The 17,439-nt window shown below is 50.7% G+C and carries 16 protein-coding genes; 4 read left to right on the plus strand and 12 right to left on the minus strand.

Going from position 1 to position 17,439, the window contains the following annotated elements:
* Nucleotides 1-30: 30 nt before the first annotated feature.
* Entirely contained in the window at nt 31-1,830 is a 1,800-nt protein-coding gene (locus NT140_02700; GenBank protein ID MCX5830793.1) for a 1-acyl-sn-glycerol-3-phosphate acyltransferase, read from the plus strand.
* A 53-nt stretch (nt 1,831-1,883) separates the two neighbouring features.
* On the opposite strand, the gene eno is transcribed toward NT140_02700, so the two are convergent.
* On the minus strand, nt 1,884-3,176 hold the full coding sequence (gene eno, locus NT140_02705) for a phosphopyruvate hydratase (protein ID MCX5830794.1): 1,293 nt from the start codon (nt 3,174-3,176) through the stop codon (nt 1,884-1,886).
* A 243-nt stretch (nt 3,177-3,419) separates the two neighbouring features.
* Here eno and smpB point away from each other — a divergent pair, with 243 nt between their 5' ends.
* The 3 genes from smpB to NT140_02720 are packed head-to-tail and all read left to right on the plus strand — an operon-like array spanning nt 3,420 to nt 5,710.
* Nucleotides 3,420-3,881 carry an SsrA-binding protein SmpB gene (gene smpB, locus NT140_02710; protein MCX5830795.1) on the plus strand — a complete coding sequence of 154 codons (462 nt, stop codon included), beginning with the start codon at nt 3,420-3,422 and terminating at the stop codon, nt 3,879-3,881.
* A gap of 39 nt (nt 3,882-3,920) precedes the next feature.
* Nucleotides 3,921-4,679: a class I SAM-dependent methyltransferase gene (locus NT140_02715; protein ID MCX5830796.1), complete on the plus strand. Its 759-nt coding sequence runs from the start codon at nt 3,921-3,923 to the stop codon at nt 4,677-4,679.
* Nucleotides 4,676-5,710 (plus strand): NUDIX hydrolase, encoded by a 1,035-nt coding sequence (locus NT140_02720; protein MCX5830797.1) that lies wholly within the window; start codon nt 4,676-4,678, stop codon nt 5,708-5,710. Before NT140_02715 ends, NT140_02720 begins: the two co-directional genes overlap by 4 nt.
* A 77-nt stretch (nt 5,711-5,787) precedes the next feature.
* On the opposite strand, the gene NT140_02725 is transcribed toward NT140_02720, so the two are convergent.
* The 11 genes from NT140_02725 to NT140_02775 all read right to left on the minus strand — a co-directional run bounded on the left by NT140_02725 (nt 5,788) and on the right by NT140_02775 (nt 17,438).
* On the minus strand, nt 5,788-6,678 hold the full coding sequence (locus NT140_02725) for a ribonuclease D (GenBank protein MCX5830798.1): 891 nt from the start codon (nt 6,676-6,678) through the stop codon (nt 5,788-5,790).
* Between the two features lie 80 nt (nt 6,679-6,758).
* Nucleotides 6,759-8,084: an amidohydrolase gene (locus NT140_02730; GenBank protein MCX5830799.1), complete on the minus strand. Its 1,326-nt coding sequence runs from the start codon at nt 8,082-8,084 to the stop codon at nt 6,759-6,761.
* A gap of 158 nt (nt 8,085-8,242) precedes the next feature.
* Nucleotides 8,243-9,979: an FAD-dependent oxidoreductase gene (locus NT140_02735; protein MCX5830800.1), complete on the minus strand. Its 1,737-nt coding sequence runs from the start codon at nt 9,977-9,979 to the stop codon at nt 8,243-8,245.
* Nucleotides 9,976-10,656 (minus strand): heterodisulfide reductase-related iron-sulfur binding cluster, encoded by a 681-nt coding sequence (locus NT140_02740; protein MCX5830801.1) that lies wholly within the window; start codon nt 10,654-10,656, stop codon nt 9,976-9,978. Before NT140_02740 ends, NT140_02735 begins: the two co-directional genes overlap by 4 nt.
* Nucleotides 10,653-11,120 (minus strand): 4Fe-4S dicluster domain-containing protein, encoded by a 468-nt coding sequence (locus NT140_02745; GenBank protein MCX5830802.1) that lies wholly within the window; start codon nt 11,118-11,120, stop codon nt 10,653-10,655. The genes NT140_02740 and NT140_02745 overlap by 4 nt, the downstream gene beginning before the upstream one ends.
* A gap of 54 nt (nt 11,121-11,174) precedes the next feature.
* Nucleotides 11,175-12,185 (minus strand): 4Fe-4S binding protein, encoded by a 1,011-nt coding sequence (locus NT140_02750; GenBank protein MCX5830803.1) that lies wholly within the window; start codon nt 12,183-12,185, stop codon nt 11,175-11,177.
* Nucleotides 12,166-12,582, minus strand: coding sequence for a hydrogenase iron-sulfur subunit (locus NT140_02755; GenBank protein ID MCX5830804.1), 417 nt, complete (start codon nt 12,580-12,582; stop codon nt 12,166-12,168). The genes NT140_02750 and NT140_02755 overlap by 20 nt, the downstream gene beginning before the upstream one ends.
* Nucleotides 12,583-12,712: 130 nt before the next feature.
* Entirely contained in the window at nt 12,713-14,410 is a 1,698-nt protein-coding gene (locus NT140_02760) for a CoB--CoM heterodisulfide reductase iron-sulfur subunit A family protein (protein MCX5830805.1), read from the minus strand.
* A gap of 13 nt (nt 14,411-14,423) precedes the next feature.
* Complete coding sequence (locus NT140_02765) at nt 14,424-15,704, minus strand: CoB--CoM heterodisulfide reductase iron-sulfur subunit A family protein (protein ID MCX5830806.1); 1,281 nt, start codon at nt 15,702-15,704, stop codon at nt 14,424-14,426.
* A gap of 19 nt (nt 15,705-15,723) precedes the next feature.
* Nucleotides 15,724-16,662: an electron transfer flavoprotein subunit alpha/FixB family protein gene (locus NT140_02770; GenBank protein ID MCX5830807.1), complete on the minus strand. Its 939-nt coding sequence runs from the start codon at nt 16,660-16,662 to the stop codon at nt 15,724-15,726.
* Nucleotides 16,659-17,438: an electron transfer flavoprotein subunit beta/FixA family protein gene (locus NT140_02775; protein ID MCX5830808.1), complete on the minus strand. Its 780-nt coding sequence runs from the start codon at nt 17,436-17,438 to the stop codon at nt 16,659-16,661. Before NT140_02775 ends, NT140_02770 begins: the two co-directional genes overlap by 4 nt.
* Nucleotide 17,439 lies beyond the last annotated feature (1 nt).

Consider the following 17,439-nt stretch of genomic DNA (forward strand, 5'->3'; position numbering starts at 1 on the left):
TGCTCTAACTCACTAAGGGGTTTATTTTACTTGAAGTCCAGAAAAGAAATGATGGAAATGGTTCTGGCGGCCCCCGGGTTGCAGCGAACGATAGCAAGATTAGCCGGAGTTGGAGATGGAGATGAGCAAACCTGCCGGGAAAGGGCCCGAAAATGTTTTCTGGAAATTGCCTCCGACTACAGTGAGCGATGGCTCGGCATCTGGGAGAGGACTTTAAGCCGTCTGTGGCGTAACATATACGATGATTTCATCATAGATCAAGACGGTATAGCCAATATCCGGGAAATCACCCGCCGGATGCCCTGTGTAATCCTTCCCTGTCACAGAAGTCACGTAGATTATCTCATTCTATCCTACATCTTTTACCAGCATCAAATCCCCTTGCCCCATGTTGCCGCCGGCGACAACATGAATTTCTGGCCTTTAGGATACGTCTTCCGACAATCAGGCGCCTTTTTCTTGCGTCGCCGCTTCCAGGGCGATGATCTTTATGCGGATGTCTTTGCGACTTATGTGGAGACCCTGTTGAGAGAAGGCGTGCCGATAGAGTTTTTCCTGGAAGGGGGGAGAAGCCGCACGGGAAAAATGGTGATGCCCAAGTATGGCATGATTTCCATGATCCTGCGCGCCTATCAGGATAATGTCAGTGACGATATCGCCTTGCTTCCCGTTTATCTCGGTTATGATCGCATCATCGAGGAACATTCCTATCTTGCGGAGTTGAGCGGGGCGGCGAAAAAAAGTGAATCGGCGCTGGATGTAATAAAGCATACGAGAATAATGATGCATCGTTACGGTCGCGTCTATGTGAATTTTGGCGCCCCCATCTCTTTGAAGTCTTACTTTGCCGCGCAGACGAAAAATTTTGCCGAATTGACCGCGGCTGAGCAGCAGGCCACTTACCGAGATGTCGGTTACCGGGTGGTTGCCGAGATCAACAGGATTGCCACGGTGACACCGGTTGCTATTGTGGCGTCTGCTCTCCTCTGCCATGGAGGCCGAGAGACGAAAGGCAGTGTGCTGGCGGAGACATTCAGCGCCTTCCATGATTACTTAAAGTACAGAAGGGTTAATATGGCCCCCTCGCTGGTCATGAAGGACAATGCCCTGGCTGCTGCCATACAAACCTTTATTGAGTGGGCCTGTCTGGTCCGTAAGGAAAATCCGGATGAAAGAAATGGGGCGGCGGATTCATATCTGCTCCCCGATGACAAGCGTTTACGCATGGAATATTATAAAAATAACATTATCCACCATTTTATTTCCCTAAGCTTCCTGGCCACAGCAATTCTCGCCTGTCCGGAAGCAGTAATATCCTTCCGACTCGTCAGAGATGACTACATTTTTTTAAAAAGAATTTTTTCGCTGGAGTTCATGATGGGGGACGATCATGACGGTGAATTAGAGGAATCTCTCGCTTACCTGCGTTGCTGCGGTATGTTGCAAATGGACGAGGGAAAGGATGACTGGGAATTGGGGGAGGGCGCCCGGGAACGGCTTTCAATATTTTCCGGACTTGTGGGAAGCTATCTGGAATCTTACCGGGTGGTAATTAAGGTCTGTTCGCAGTTTCATCATGAACTGGAAATAGAGAAAGACCAGCTCAGTTACATGCGGGAATGGGCGGAAAAAATGTACGCTCGGGGCGAGATAGTCCGGGCCGAGTCCATGTCCGGGGTGACTTATGCAAATGCCTTGAAATTCCTGCGGGTGGAAGCGATTATAAGCCCGGCCAGTTCACGTGCGGAAGAACAAGCTGAAGGCATCGGCGCGGTAATAGACAAAGAAGGCTTGGCAACTCTCCAGAGTCACTTGGCCAGATTCTCATAAATTAAATCAGGCGGGAGCAAGGGGCATGGCGAGCCACGCCCCTCACCTGTTACTTATTTCATTGAGATCGAGTAGAATGCCGCTTTCCCGCGATAAACGGCCATTTCGCCCAGCTCCTCTTCGATCCTCAGGAGCTGATTGTATTTTGCCAGACGTTCGCTCCGGGATACGGAACCGCTTTTTATCTGTCCGCAGTTGGCCGCTACCGCCACGTCGGCCATGGAGGTATCTTCCGTTTCTCCGGAACGGTGAGAGACAACGGTGGTGTACCCCGCTTCTTTAGCGCGCTGGATCGTTTCCAAGGTCTCCGTCAGGGTGCCGATCTGATTGAGTTTGATGAGAATAGAATTGGCCACCCCTGATTTGATGCCCTTCTCCAGTCTGGTCCGGTTGGTAACGAACAGGTCATCGCCGACGATCTGGACCTTGCCGCCCAATTTCTCCGTCAGCAGTTTCCAACCGTCCCAGTCATCTTCGGCCAGTCCGTCTTCTATGGAAATAATGGGATATTTTTTCACGAGCCCCTGATAAAAGCTGACCATCTCTTCGGCTGTTTTATTAGGTTTTTTTTCTGCGGCCATGACATATTTGCCGTCCACATAGAAAGAGCTGGCCGCCGAGTCCAGAGCGATGAAAATATCCTGGCCGGGCCGGTATTTGGCTTTTTCAATGGCCTGCATGATCACGGAGAGGGCCTCTTCATTTGACTTTAGATTGGGAGCAAATCCGCCTTCATCGCCTACCGACGTATTGCACCCCTTGCCTTTGAGCACCGCTTTCAAATTATGAAAAACCTCGGCGCACATCCTCAAACCTTCCCGGAAGCTGGGAGCGCCTACCGGCATCACCATAAATTCCTGAATATCCACGTTGTTATCGGCATGAGCGCCGCCGTTCAAGATATTCATCATGGGCACAGGAATATCTGTGGCCATGATGCCGCCGATATAACGGTAAAGCGGCATTTCCATGACCGTTGCCGCCGCCCTGGCACAGGCCAGGGATACGCCGAGGATGGCATTGGCGCCGAGAGAGCCCTTGTTTTCGGTGCCGTCCAGGTTAATCATGGCATAATCAATTTCCTTCTGGCGAAGGCAATCCATGCCGATAATCTCTGGCCCGATCTTTTCCTTAACATTGTTTACCGCCTTTTCCACACCTTTACCCAGGAAGCGACTCTTATTTCCGTCCCTCAGCTCCAGCATTTCATGTTCTCCCGTCGAGGCGCCGGAGGGGACAGCAGCCCGCCCGGTTACCCCGGAGGTCAGCGTCACCTCAGCCTCGACAGTGGGATTTCCTCTTGAATCCAATATTTCTCTGGCCGTTACATTGATGATTTCCGTCATATTTCCTCCTATTTGTTGGGGTTAGCAATACCTAGTTGCGGAATTCCGTCCTGCATGGGCGGGACAATTTGTGAGAATTGTGTAGAGAACTAAAACATTACTTGATAATTTTCAAGGCAATTATGAAGTCGTAAGGGTCTAAATGAGCTTGATATGATTGTCAAGGTCAGGTAATATCCGGGAATGGCAAGCGGGTAACTAATTTTTGAAGGGGAGAAAAGGAACAGATTGGGTAAAGAGGATGTGGCTCAGAAGATCATCTGCCAGAATAAATTAGCGAGATTGAATTATTTTATTGACGATACCTATGAAGCAGGGATCGTGCTGGTTGGTACGGAATTGAAGGCGCTACGCGCGGGGAAAGCGAATGTAAAAGACAGCTATGCCCTCGTGCAGCGCGGGGAAGTCTTTCTCTATGATCTGCATATCGGCCCCTATTCGCACGGTAACCGTGCCAATCATGAGCCTTTGCGGGTGAGAAAATTGCTGTTGCATAAAAGGGAGATAAAACGTCTGTATGGCAAGTCGCAGGAAAGGGGCATGTCGCTTTTTCCACTAAAACTATACTTCAAGAACGGCAAGGTCAAGGTAGAGATCGGCGTTGGCAAGGGTAAAAAGCTTTACGATAAAAGGGAGGATATGAAGAAGAAAGACGACATGAGGGATGTGGAAAGAGGACTCCGGTCAAGGCATCGTGAGGGATAGACTGAGGTAATTTTAATAAAAAGGAAGATTGCGATATATATGAAAATGACGGAAATCATACACAGTTATTCCGACACGGGTTTCCACAGAACCATCGGCGAGATGATAAAGAGGCACTCCGAGAACAAGGATGACATACGGTCAATAGTGGTTAAAATGATCGCTTGGGACGGGATAAAAGACGTTCTCGATCTCGGGTGTGGTTATGGATGGTTCGAAGAGGGATTGCGGGGCGGATTCGATATTGTAAGCGGCATTGACTGCCTTGCCGAAAACGAGACCCCCTTTTTGAAGGCTGCTCGCGGAATATCGAAAACCGCACTGTTTCAAAAACGTGTCCTTCCCTGCCCCATAGATGTGCCTGACGGCTCCTTTGATCTTGTTGTCTCTGCCTATTCACTGTATTTTTTCCCCGAAGAGATAGAAGAAGCAAAGAGAGTTTTACGACCCGCGGGTATTTTTCTTGCCATAACACACAGTGAGTCAATGCTTCAGGAGGGAGAAAGGTTTTTCGATTTTACAAACCTGCGGCAAGTGATCAGGAATTTTTCTGCCGAAAACGGCGAGGAAGCCCTGAGGGCACACTTTCGGAATGTCCAATACATTGATTACAGGAATGCCATCGTCTTCAGCAGACCCGAGAAGAAGGACCTTGCCGATTATATAGATTTCAAGAGGGAATACATATCGAGAGATGTAGACCCGGAAAGGGTCTTGACAACAATTCTCAATGAACTGAAAAGAAAAGGGACCATGAGGTTTAATAAGGACGACCGGATATTTCTGGCAAGAAAATGAAAAAAAAGAATTATTGCACAACGTGCGGCAAGACGCTCGAAACCGATACACTTGATGGTAAGGAAAGGCAGGTCTGCTCAAATTGCAGAGAGGTTTTTTACGAAAATCCCTTGCCGGTTGCAACTGTTATCCTGCCAGGCCTAAACAGGGAAATTCTCCTGGTAAAAAGGGCCAGGGAGCCCTTTAAAGGCATGTGGTGTTTCCCCATCGGCTTTGCCGAGGTTGGTGAGAGCATTGAAGATGCTGCGCTGAGAGAGCTTAAGGAAGAAACCGGCGTGGAAGGGAAAATAGTCCAGCTTATTGATGTAAGTACTCACAAAAATCCATTTTACGGCGACCTCCTCATTGTCAGTTTTGAGGCGGAGAAGATCGGTGGGGAAGAGGAACCAGGTGATGATGCATCGGACTGCAGGTATTTCCCGGTTATGAGTCTTCCGAAGCTTGCCTTTGATTCACAGGTCAGGGCGATAGAAAAGTTTATTGGACTCAAAAAGGACCTCTGGAACTTGCATGATTCATTGGAAATGTTTGTCGAGGGGATTATACAGAACAAAATCATATACCCGAGCAACCTCCTTTCTGATGAGCTTATCAATGCAGTCCAGCAAAACTCAGAAAAAATTGTGAGCCTCTGGCTTAATGATATCTTTACGAATCCCACCACGAGAGGATATCACCAATTTGACAAAGAGGATCTTTTTCAAAGAGCTATGTTCGTCATAGGTCAGTTTGGGGTATGGCTTAAAGGGGAAAAGAGTGAGAGCGAGTTCAAGAAGTTTTATACAGATCTTGGTTCCCACCGGCGCAAAGACGGGATACCCCTCGAGGAGATTATGAGCTCCCTGAGCCTGTTGAAAAAACACATCTGGATGTTTACATATTCCTTCGGCGTCTGGGAAAAGGCATTGGACATCTACCGCATGTTTGAGCTTGGCGAAAGGCTTGTCTATTTTTTTGATCGTGCAGCGTATTACACAGTAACGGGATACTTTCAGAAAGTTACATCCCCAGAGGTTTTAGAATCTACATAGTGCGCGAGAAGAGGAGATCATTCAAACCATGAGACAACTGCTTTAAACATGGCCTTGAGAGGCGGATACAACTTTCATCAAGACAGGAGCCCGGTATTTTCCCGATACCCACCCAATAAATCCACCAGTTCGGCGCCAAAAAGATGCAACTTCTCACCCGGCAACAAGCCTCTCTCCTTCAGCTCATTGACAGAATCTACCTCCAGAGCGGAAAGCAAAACCAGATCCTGATCCGATAAGATCATGAAGATTGCCCGGTTAATTTCCTTGGCCTTCCCATACCGCCACCGGAAAAGGTGTTTTAAGCGTTCTTTCTGGGTGTCCGTTAAGGTATAGTAGCGCGCGATTTTTTTATAGCCGTCGTTATCGAGATCCTTTTTGTGCCACTTGATCTTGGTCATGTCCGCAAAAATTCGGGCCGCCTCATCGCCCAGCCCGGCCTGCTGCAGCTCCTCTTCCAGCCGGTGGTATAAATCCGGGAGATGGGCCGTGTCCAAAGCGGCATAATGCAGTTGTTCTTCCGTCAAGGGACGTAAATCCCAGCGGGAACGCTGCATCTTTTTCTTTTTCTCAAATTCAATGCCCAGATACTGGCCCACGACGTTCACCAGAGAAAGATGGCTGGAGCCTAAAAGCGAGGCGGCCCGATAGGTATCGAAAATGTTTTTGAAGATAAAACCATAATCCCGCTTCAGGATGCGGATGTCATTGTCCCCGGCATGCACAACCTTTAACAGGGAAGGAGCGGCAAAGTACTGGCCCAGGAAGGAAAGGTCCAGGTTGCCGAGCGGATCAAAGAGATAGGTTTTTCTGTCTGCTCTTATCTGAATCAGGCATAGTTTTTCACGAAAGTAGCGCAGGGAGTCGTACTCCGTGTCCATACAGATCACGGTCGAGCTGCCGATATCCTGTCTGGCTTCCTCGGCTTCGGATTGCGTTTTCACGACAATCCACGGATTATGCTGCATTGGTCATCCTCTTTTCTAATCCCTTCAAATCACAGGCGGGAAAAACCGTCAAGATATTTTATTCGCTTATTATTATCTGGTTACTTTGGCAAATCTTTTTTGATGCGCTCGGCAATCTGCCTTACCTGCGCCATGACCTCTCTTTCATCAATCGTGAGCAGATGACGGTTTTTCATAACGAGCCTCCCGTTGATCATGGCCGTATCCACATCGGCGCCGCCGGCGGCATATACCAGGTGCGAATATTCATTGTAAAGCGGCGTCAGATGAGGCTTGTTCAAAGGGATAATGATGAGGTCGGCTTTTTTCCCGGCCGTAAGCGTCCCTGCCATCTTCTCCAGACCTAAGGCCCTGGCTCCCTCGCAAGTGGCCATCCGGAGGACCGTTCTGGCATCCATGACCGTGGGGTCCAGACTGTTTATCTTATGGAGCTTGGCCGTCATGTCCATTTCCCTAAACATATCGAGATCATTATTGCTGGCGCAGCCGTCGGTGCCCAGCCCCACCGTAATGCCGGCGGCCAGCATCGCCGGCACCGGGGCGACGCCGGAGGCCAGTTTCATGTTGCTTTCCGGGGTGTGAACCACTTTGCAGCCCTGATCGGCAAAAAGTTCAATATCATGCTCATCCATGACGACACAGTGATAAGCCAAGAAGCGATCCGTCAGGTATCCTGTATTCTTCAGGAATGCCAGGGCCTTTTGGCCGAACATTTGTTGCAGTTTCACACTTTCCGCCTTATTTTCCAGCAAATGCAGGGCATAGGGCAAATTATATTCGTCGGCAATTTCTTTGGCAGCGGTAAGCGCCGCGGGCGAGCAGGCATAAAGCGAGTGTGGGTGCACAATGATATTTATCAGCGGCTCGTCTCCCCACTTTTCAATGAGCTTGCGGGTGCAGACCAACCCGTCGGTCGTTGTTGCCGCAGCGGGCGAAGGGAAATCCAGCAATCCTTCGCCCAGCACGCAGCGTATCCCGGCCTGCTTAGCCGCCCGCGCCACTTCATCTTCAAACAGGTACATGTCGCAGAAGGTTGTCGTTCCCGACTTGATCATTTCCGCGGCGGCCAGCAGGCTTCCCCAGTAGACCATCTCCCGGTTGATGTGCTTGGCCTCGAGGGGGAAGATGTAGTTATTAAGCCAGATCATAAGTTCCAGATCGTCGGCTACACCCCTGAAACAGGTCATGGCAGCATGGGTGTGGCAGTTTACCAGACCGGGCATTACCAGACAATTCTCAGCCTCCAGCAGCGTGCGGCCGACAAACTGGCTCTTGATGGCCGCCGAGCTGCCTGTTTGCACGATGGTGTCACCATCAATAGCCAGGGCGCCATTGACAATCCTGGTATCCTGCTCATCCAGAGTCAGGATCGTCCCGCCAGCAATAATCGTATCAACTTCTCGCATGGCAGGGGCCTTAGCATCTTATGTGCTGCACGTCAACAAAATAATTAATAATTATCAATCAATATCAATTAGTTAATCGCTGTTGGCTCTAAATCGCCGCAGGGAAATATCCTGAGGAGGGAATTGAAGAAGTAAATCTCCTGGGCGGAAGATGCTTTTCAGGGAAAGCTGATTACATCCGCTGGGCAGTTGGATGCACATAGGCCGCAGCCTGTGCAGGTGTCTTCCTTGACGTGAGCAACAGGTACACCTGCGGGTGTCAGGGGGCCGAAGATCGCGATCTGCCGTTCTTGCATTTCCATCTCTATTGCACTGGCAGGACAGGCCTCCTTGCAGGAGCCGCAGCCACTGCAACGTTCCTCATTTACCTGGGGCAATACGCGATCCATTTCGTTATCGAGGAGCATCTCGCCCAGGGCGCCGAGGATTTCCCTTTTCTCCCAGCGCAGCTCCCGGGGATGCCGGATAAATCCCGCATGGTATTTCTTTCTTCCCCATTTTGTGGGCGACCACCGGAGCTGGGGCTCGGACCGGTAGAGGGAGAGAAATTCCCTCCCCTGCAAGCGCTCGGCGTAGTCGTCGAAGCGGACGATTGTGTCGGCGTTGATAACCAGTTCCCTGTCTCCCCGCGTAATAGAGACCCGGTTACCAGTAAAGAAAAAACGTTCATCCTCCTCAAGATGGATGAAGATGATACCTTCCCTTCTTGCCAATTCATAGGCAAGCTCACCGTAAGAAGGGGTAACCATGTTGCGCGTCAACACGTAGACGGTCTTACCGGCTTTTCTTAGGGCTCTCGCTGCCTCAATAAACTTTGCGGAGATGAATTCAGAGAATATGGCGTAACCGGGATTATCTGTACCCAGATAGAAGAGATAGGTTGGGGATCCTCCCTCGGGAAGAGCAAAATCAGGTTCATCTTCACGGTAAAGCCGCTCGTCTTGCCGTTCGGCTTTGGCGAGGATTTCCGGCCCTTTGACAGCGATCAATCCGGCGCCAAACCCCGTGAGAATAGCATCCTTGATATTCATCGGCTCCAGGGCCCCGCCGGAGACGTAAACACCTTCGACATCCGTCTGAAGCGGCGCCTTTTCATTGACAAATCCATGGGCATTCAACGAAAAACCGAACAGCTTGCTCAACTCTGCCAGCTCGGGGTTGGGCCGGAGTCCGATGGCCAGAACAACGTAGCTGAAGCGCTCTTCTCTTAATTGTCCGCCGGCGTAATACCTTACCGTCACACCGTCCTCATCCTCCTCGAAATACCGGGAATTGGCCCGGATAAACCGCACCCCTGCATCGCGGTAAGCCTGCTCCATGTAATATTCCTGGCCGAACAGCCGGAGGTCGTTGTAGAATACGGTCATCTCCGGTTTTGCCCTCTGGAGCGTCCACTTGATTTCACGGATCGTATAGGAACAACATACTGATGAGCAGAGGGGATTTTCCTGAGAACGGGACCCGACGCAGAGAAAAAAACCGATCTTGTGGAAATCGCGGGGAAGCTCTCCTTGCCGCTGGTCAATGAGCGCGTCGTATTCAAGGCTCGTCATGACCCTCTTACCCTTGTATTCAACGGGATCGTAGGGCAAAAGCCCGGTGGCGATGATCACCCTGTCGGCAGTGAGCGTCCGTCCATCTTCCAAAGTCACGATGAAAAGATTGTCCTTTTTAGCGACGGAGACAATTTTCCCTTCCCTTACCACCGTCAAACGGGGATCATCCCTTATCTCGTCAAAAAATGTTTTGAACCCGATGCGGCAATTGGCAATGCGGGCCATGAGACCGCCGGGTTCCGCCGAGGACTCAAGGATGGTGACGGTATGGTTTGCCTTCAGGGCGACCTTCGCCGCCGAGATGCCGCTGATGCCGCCGCCTATTATCAATACGCTCATAAGGCTTGTTTCTCTCCCATTATATAGAGGAGGAGGTCCGTGAAGTAGATGACCTTTCTCGTGTTCGAGAATGTCTTCATCGCCATGTGACAGAGCGGGCAGAAGACAACGATCGTTCCTTGTGACTTCTCCAGAATCAGTTTGGACAGCTTTTCCGTGACGGACTTGTTGATGAAAATCTGGTTGCCGCCGCAGCAGCGGTCTTTCACCTTTTCACCGGCCACTTCACCGCCGAAACGGCTAATTACCTCTTCCATGACCGTATTCCTCTGAATTGCCGTTTCCCGTGGGCGCAGGAGGATGCAGCCATAATATGGCGTAAAGACCTGCTCCTTCAGATCCCGCGCCGGTTTTAGGGAAGAAAGGAAGGCATCATCGAAAAGGTCGAGGGGGTGGGAAATGATGAATTCTTTTTGCTCGTCGGCCTCGCGCAGATTCTTGTAGCAGGCGGGACAGGGAGCGACGATCTCAATGAAGAGACCCGCGGCCTTGGCCAGGTTCTTCTTTGAGAATTCCGTCAATTCCTTTCTGTCGCCGTATTCAAAAGCGCCACAGCAGTTCCAGTCCGGGATTTCCTTGAGGGTATGCCCCTGTTTCCCGAAGACCTTGCGTAGCCCTGTATCCAGTTTGCGGGCTGAGCCGGTGAGGGAGCAGCCCGGGTAATAACCGTAGTTCATTTAGTCCTCTTTACGTTGTGGGGAAGATGAATGCCCGCATATTCCAGCCATTTAGACAGGTGTTTTATGTATCCTCCCTTAAGAAGGAAAGGGATCGCCTTGATAATCACGTATGGTTCGTAAACCCTTCCCCAGATTGAAACAGAGTCCTTAAAGGCCTTTTCAAAGGGCGACGCAGCGGCGAGCTCTTCCCGGAGCGCCCGGATAACCTCCGGAATCCGTATATTCCACGGACAGGCGTCGGTGCAGCGGTAACACCCCGTGCAGTAACGAACGAGAGGATCATCGGCAAGAATGTTATTGCCGAGAAAGAGCTGCTGGAGAATTTCCTGCGGGTTGGTATTTTCCGCAAGATCATTCACCGTACAAACTGAGGCGCAGATTTTACAGCCCAGACAGACAGAGAAATCCTGTCGCTCGTAATCCGTTAAAGCAAAGACCCTGCTCTGGTCATTGTTTTTCATTCCATCCTCGTCCAATGTGTAAAGGAAGAAAAATTGGCCGGTTCACTTAATCTCTCAATCTTCCGCATCTTTCAGCTCATCCTCAAGAAAGGTAAGGTACGGTATGGGGTCATCGAAATTCTGCCCGGACATATAAAAAAACATGCCCTGGAGCCTCTCCGAGGTGCCCTTGAAGTATTTCGTCAGGGGGATGCCCTGTGGACAGGCCTCTTCGCAGGCTCCGCAGCCCACGCAGGTTTGGGAAACATGAAACATCCGGATCAGTTGGAAGAGTTCTTTGCCCTGCGGCATAGTGGTGGAACCGGTCCGCAGAACCTTGTTCAAGAGCGCATCCCCTTTGGGCAGGTATTCATCGCCATGAAAAACACAGTCAATACAGTAGCATACCGGGCACATCGCCATGCAGTTCTTGCACATGATGCACTTTGAAAAATCCTTCGCAAAATCGTCCATATCGGTCTGGAACTGGGGAGGCGGTTCCTTCTCGCCGACAAGCATCTCTTTGGGAGCTTCTTCGAGGTTGCCCTCCATCAGGGAAAGAAAGGTCTCCCCTTTTTCCGTGTAAGAAAAGGCCCAGAAGGCCCCGCGTTTATCAATTCTGATCCCGGCGTCTCCCACAATACCTCTTGGTTCCCGGCAGACCTGGCAGGCCCACCGCATTTTGTCGGTTTCCTGCATGTAGGTAAAAAGCTCACGCGCCTCCGTCGGTATTGCGCCAATCTCCTCTTTTGTGGAAACCGTGCCGGGACAATCAACGGAAACAGCGATGATATCCTCGCGTTCAATCTGGGTAAGTTTGACCAGCTCCACATACGCCCGAATCTCGCAAGGTCTCAGCAGAAGGATGATCTGCGCCCCTTTGGCAAAGAGACGGCGCAGAAACAAGGCGCCGCTTACGCTGAAAAGCGGATTTAATAGGGAGTATTGTTCGAGGCTGTTTTTGAATATCCGATGACTTACCCCATTCTTGTCCTTTTCAAAACCGAGGACCAGGTGTTGTTCATCCTTCAGAAACTCCGTGAGCGCGCCTTCTACCGCACCGTTCTTAAGCTTTTTTGCCTGCATTTTTCTTTTCCTTTAGCTCTGCGTGCATGACCGTTACCTTCTCCACAAAGCGCCGCGCTTCCGCCGCACTTACCCAGAAAAGCTTCAGTCTATCCTTCATGGAGAAGGCGTCGAACATCTCTTTCAGGGCCGCTATCTTTCTGCGCGTGTAATAGTTGCCTTTGATATAGTGGCAGTCTCCGGGGTGGCAGCCGGCGACAAAGACGCCATCCGCCCCCTCAGTTATGGCCTTGATAATGAAGGCCGGATCAACCCTGCTGGAACAGGGCACCTGGATGAGCTTCACCCCATCCGGGTATTTCATTCTCAAGCTTCCGGCCATCTCGGACGCCTTAAAAGTGCAGTGCGAACAGGCGAAACCGATGATCTCGGGGTTATTCCGGGTTTGATCTTCCATAGCCTTCCTTCCGAGCCAATTGCTAAACGTTTTGTCATGCCCGAATGTTTCTGTCGGGCATCCATGATTTCATACAGCTACAAACTGGATTCCCGCCCAAAAGAGTCGCGGGAATGACAGAATTGGGAGTTTAGCAATTACCTCCTCTGTTAATCTTATCCGCCTCCGTAAAGGCGCTTATCTCGTCATCAATCATGCTGTCCCCATAGCCTTTTAAACTTATCGCCGATGAGGGGCACGTGCTGTTGCAGAGGCCGCACCCCGTGCAGGCCGCTTCCTCCACCCGGGCAACCCGCGTTGTCTCGTCAAACGTTATCGCCTTGGCAACACAGGCCTGCTCGCACATCCGGCAGCCGCTGCACCGCTTCGGATCAACGCAGGAAATGAAGGGATCAACCGCTGCATAGCCGAGATTCAGGAAGCCAAAAAGTTTCACCGCCGCCGCCCTGCCGTGGTTGAGCGATTCTTCCACATCCTTGGGGCTCGAACATGACCCGGCGATAAAGATCCCTTTCACCGCCGTGTCAAAGGGCCGAAGCTTGATATGGGCCTCCAGGAAGAATTTATCCTTATCAAGGGTAATCTTGAGGAGTGAGGCGATCAACCGGTTGTCCACGGGGGGAGACATACCGATGGAGAGCACTACCAGATCGAACTCTCGCTCAAAAGTCTCGCCAAAAAGCGTATCCTCTCCACGGATTACAATGCCCGTTGGTGACGGATTGATCTCCGCAACATTTGCCCGCGTAAAGAGCACTCCCTTTTCTTGCGTATCCTCGAAATACTCCTCACCGCCGCGGGAATGGGCCCGCACATCCAAGTAAAAGGACTCCACGTATGAGTCCCTATATTTATCCTTGATTGCTTCCCCGACGCGTAACGCATTGATACAGCAAACTCTGGAGCAGTAAGGTTTCCCGATCTGTTCATCACGCGATCCGACACAATGGAGGATGGCCACCCTCGGCTTTTCGGGAAGCTGCAAAGTGTCGCCGCCGTGCTCGAACTCCAGGGTGGTGATGATTCTTTCATCCTTCCCGTAATTTAATTCCGGCTTGATGATTGGATCAAAGGGTGAAAACCCGATGGCGACAATCACTCCTCCTACGGTCAGTTTTTGCTCGCCTTGCGGGGTATCGAGCGTCACTGCATAGTTGCCGAAGGAACCCTCAAAGCCACTGATGGTCGTTGAAGTGAATAGCTCAACGTTATCTCTTGCGGCCAATTCTTCGCTCATTGCGAGGATGATGCTTTTGCCGTCTTTTCCTGCAGGCCAGATATTTTTCAGGTTCTTTACCTGGCCGCCCAATTCAGCTTTTTTTTCTACCAGATAGACCTGTATGCCCATTCGCGACAGGAACAGGGCCGCGCTTAAACCTGCTACACCGCCACCAATGATCAGGGCGGCCTTCTTGACGGCTACCATCTTCTCCTCAAGAGGAACGTAGTGGGCCGCCGAATAAAACCCTGCCAGAATCAGCCGCTTTGCCTTTTCCGTATTTTTTTCAATATCATCCCCGATCCAGGAACAATGTTCCCGGATACCGACCCTTCGCAGGAGAAAGGGGTTGAGATTTGATTTTTTCAAAACATCCTGGAACAGTTCGCCGTGCAGCGAAGGTGTGCAGGCGGCGATGATGACGCGGTCCAGCCCTTCTTCGGCAATGTTTTTGCCGATCAGCTCCTGGCCGGGCTCGGAGCACAAAAAAACATAATCCTTTGATACAGTTACATTGGGGCATTGTTTGAAGTGTTCACTCAACTGCTGCACATCAACGGTGTGTTTGATATTATGACCGCAATGACAGATAAAGATTCCGGTTTTCATGACAGTTCACTATTCACTGAGTTATATACTCCATACAGCTTGCCACCGCTTCTCCGCCGGAGGCGACGGTATCGGGAATATCTTTCGGCCCCGAGGCCATCCCGCAGACAAATATTCCGTCCACATTTGTTCGTGATGGCGTCATCGAGTCCACTTTAATGAAACCGTATGCATCTTGTTCTATAGCCATAATATTGCAGAGTTCTTCGGTCCCCGGGCGAGGCCTCACCCCGTTGGCAAGAATGACAATATCCACTTCAATCTCGCGCATTTCACCGCTGAACATGTCCTCCACCCTGACCAGCAATCCATTTTCGCTCTTCGTGATCTCTCCGGGAATCCCCCGTATATAAAAGACCCCACTTTCCTGGGTGCTTTTGTAAAACTCTTCGTAGCCCTTGCCATAAGCCCTGACGTCTATGTAGGATACGTAAATCTCTGCACCTTTGATTCTGTCCTTTACGATACTGGCATGTTTGGCCGTGTACATACAGCATACCCGGGAACAGAACCGGGCATCGCTTTGTCGATCCCGGGAGCCGACACACTGGATAAAATAGAATCGTTGCGGGGCTTTTCCGTTTAATACAATATCGCCGCCTGTCGGTCCCGTAACCGAGCAGATCCGCTCGAACTCGATGCCCGTAACAACACCTTCCAACGTGCCATAGCCGTATTCCTTCTTTTCAGCGGCGTCATAGAGGTCAAAACCTGGTGCCAGCACAACAGCATCAAAGTATAGCTCAACAATTTCCTCTTGCTCATCAAAATTTATGGCCTTTGGTTCGCACGCATCGAGACAGGGTTGCTTGCATTTCCCCCTGGAGAGAAAGAGGCAGCCTTCAGCATCAACAAGGTATTTCTGTGGCGCCGCTTGGGGAAAGGGCAAGTAAATCGCCGCCCTCTTTGACAAACCCAGATTGAATTCGTCGCTTAGCCGGCCTTTCATGATGCATGACTCTGAACAAAGTCCGCAGGCAGTGCATTTTTTCATGTCCACAAAGCGCGGTTTCTTCTGTATGCGGATATCGAAGCCCTTCCCGCTTCGTTGCATACCGACCAGTTTCGCCATGGTAAATAGGGATATATTGGGATTTAAGGAAACCTCGGACATTTTTGGTGAAAGGGTGCAGGTGGAGCAGTCGAGCGTGGGAAAGGTTTTGTCGAGCTGGATCATCCTGCCGCCAATGGATGGACCAACTTCCAGCATGGTCACGTGGACCCCGCACGATGCCAGCTCAAGGGCTGCGGTGATACCGCCGATACCTCCACCAACGACAAGGACGTGTTTCATGTTATCATTCAATACCATATTAACCTTTAACAATATCTCTCAGTTTATCCCTTACCTTGTGGATATCGGCAATGATGCCGAAATGCGCGTACTGAAAAATTGGTGCGTCCGGGTCTTTATTCACGGCAATGATGCAATCGGAATCTTTCATGCCGGCAATATGCTGAAATGCGCCGCTGATACCCATGGCGAGGTACACTTTCGGCTTGACGGTTTTTCCCGAAGTGCCGACCTGGCGTGGCTTGGGAAGCCACATTTTATCAATCACCGGCCGTGAACCGGAAAGCGTTGCCTTTAAAAGATCGGCAAGTTGTTCATAGTCCGGTATTTCATCCTTGTTCCCGATCCCCCGGCCCACGGAAAGAAGAAATTTGGCCTTGGTAATATCAATTTCTCCCTTTTCTTCCTCCACGTATTCCAGGAAGGTTCTCCCTGCGGCAACAGGCAACCCTTCCATTGTCTCAATAACTGGGGACGACGACTTTTCAACGGCATGCTCTTTAAAACTGCCGCTCCTGACGGTGATGACAAAAGGCCCCGGCCCGGCATTTCTAAATTCCCCGAAAATTTTATCGGAATAGTAACTCTTAGAAAAAACATTCCTTTCTTTGTCAAAGCCGTTCACGTCCGTGATCAGGGGCAGGTCGAAATACCCGGCCACGTACGATGCAAGCTCGGCCCCTGAAGACGAATGCGTAAAGACTATGACGTCAGGTTTTTCCCGGGAATCCATCATTGTTTGCAGGACGCCCACCATGTTTAACGGGTTCAGAAAGAGGGCTTCTTCTATTTTTACCCTGACGATGGCGTTAACCAACTTTTCATTCATAGCGTAGGCGCCGTCAGCGACGAGAAGAGAAATATCTTTTTCCATTAGGGCACACAGACCAATAGCATCGAAATTCCTTTCTTCAAAGACACCGCGTCTTACCTCTGCTACAACGAGTGCATAACTCATTGGTACACCCCCTTTTCCTTCAAAATTCCCAGAAGCTCTTTGCAGGCGTCTTCAATGCCCCCGGAGAGCATTATTGCCCCGGTCATCTTGGGCGGGTAAATCCATTTTACGGCCTCTATCTTGCTCACCACATTTTCCCGATAATCTGCCGCCTTGAAGACTTTCCGCTCAACTTTTGAGGCCTTCCGCACTCCCATGATGGAGACGTACCGCGGCTCATTGATTCCGGTCTGAATAGAAATAACGCAGGGAAGCATGACCTTTACCCGCTCCTGGAGGCCGCCTTCGAGCTCTCTTCTCACGATGAAGTGACCGCTTTCCACGGCATCAATGCCGATCACCATGGACACGAAGGGAAGTCCGAGCCTGGCGGCAAGAATACCGCCCATAGCGCCGAACTGATCATCCTCGGACTGTACGCCCGTAAAAATCGCATCAAAAGGAACGCTTTCCTTTTTCAGGAAATTCCGTATCAAGGTTGCCCGTGTACCAGGATCGTGGAGGACATCGCCCGTCTCAATTAGAAAGCCATCATTGGCGCCCATGGCGATAGCCCTGCGCAAGACCTCGTCGGACTCGGCATCCCCGATGGAGACCGCGGTCACCGTGCCGCCCGTCTTTTCAACGATACGGACAGCCTCTTCAACCGAGTAGTTGTCCCAGTCATTTACTTTGAAGGGCACTTTCGATAGATCAACCACCTTCCCGTCGTCAATAATGCGGAGTTCCTCTTCCTGTGTTGCCGGCACTCTTTTCGTGAAAACCAACATATTCATT

The organism is Deltaproteobacteria bacterium, assembly GCA_026388415.1.
Classification (GTDB): Bacteria; Desulfobacterota; Syntrophia; order Syntrophales; family JACQWR01; genus JAPLJV01.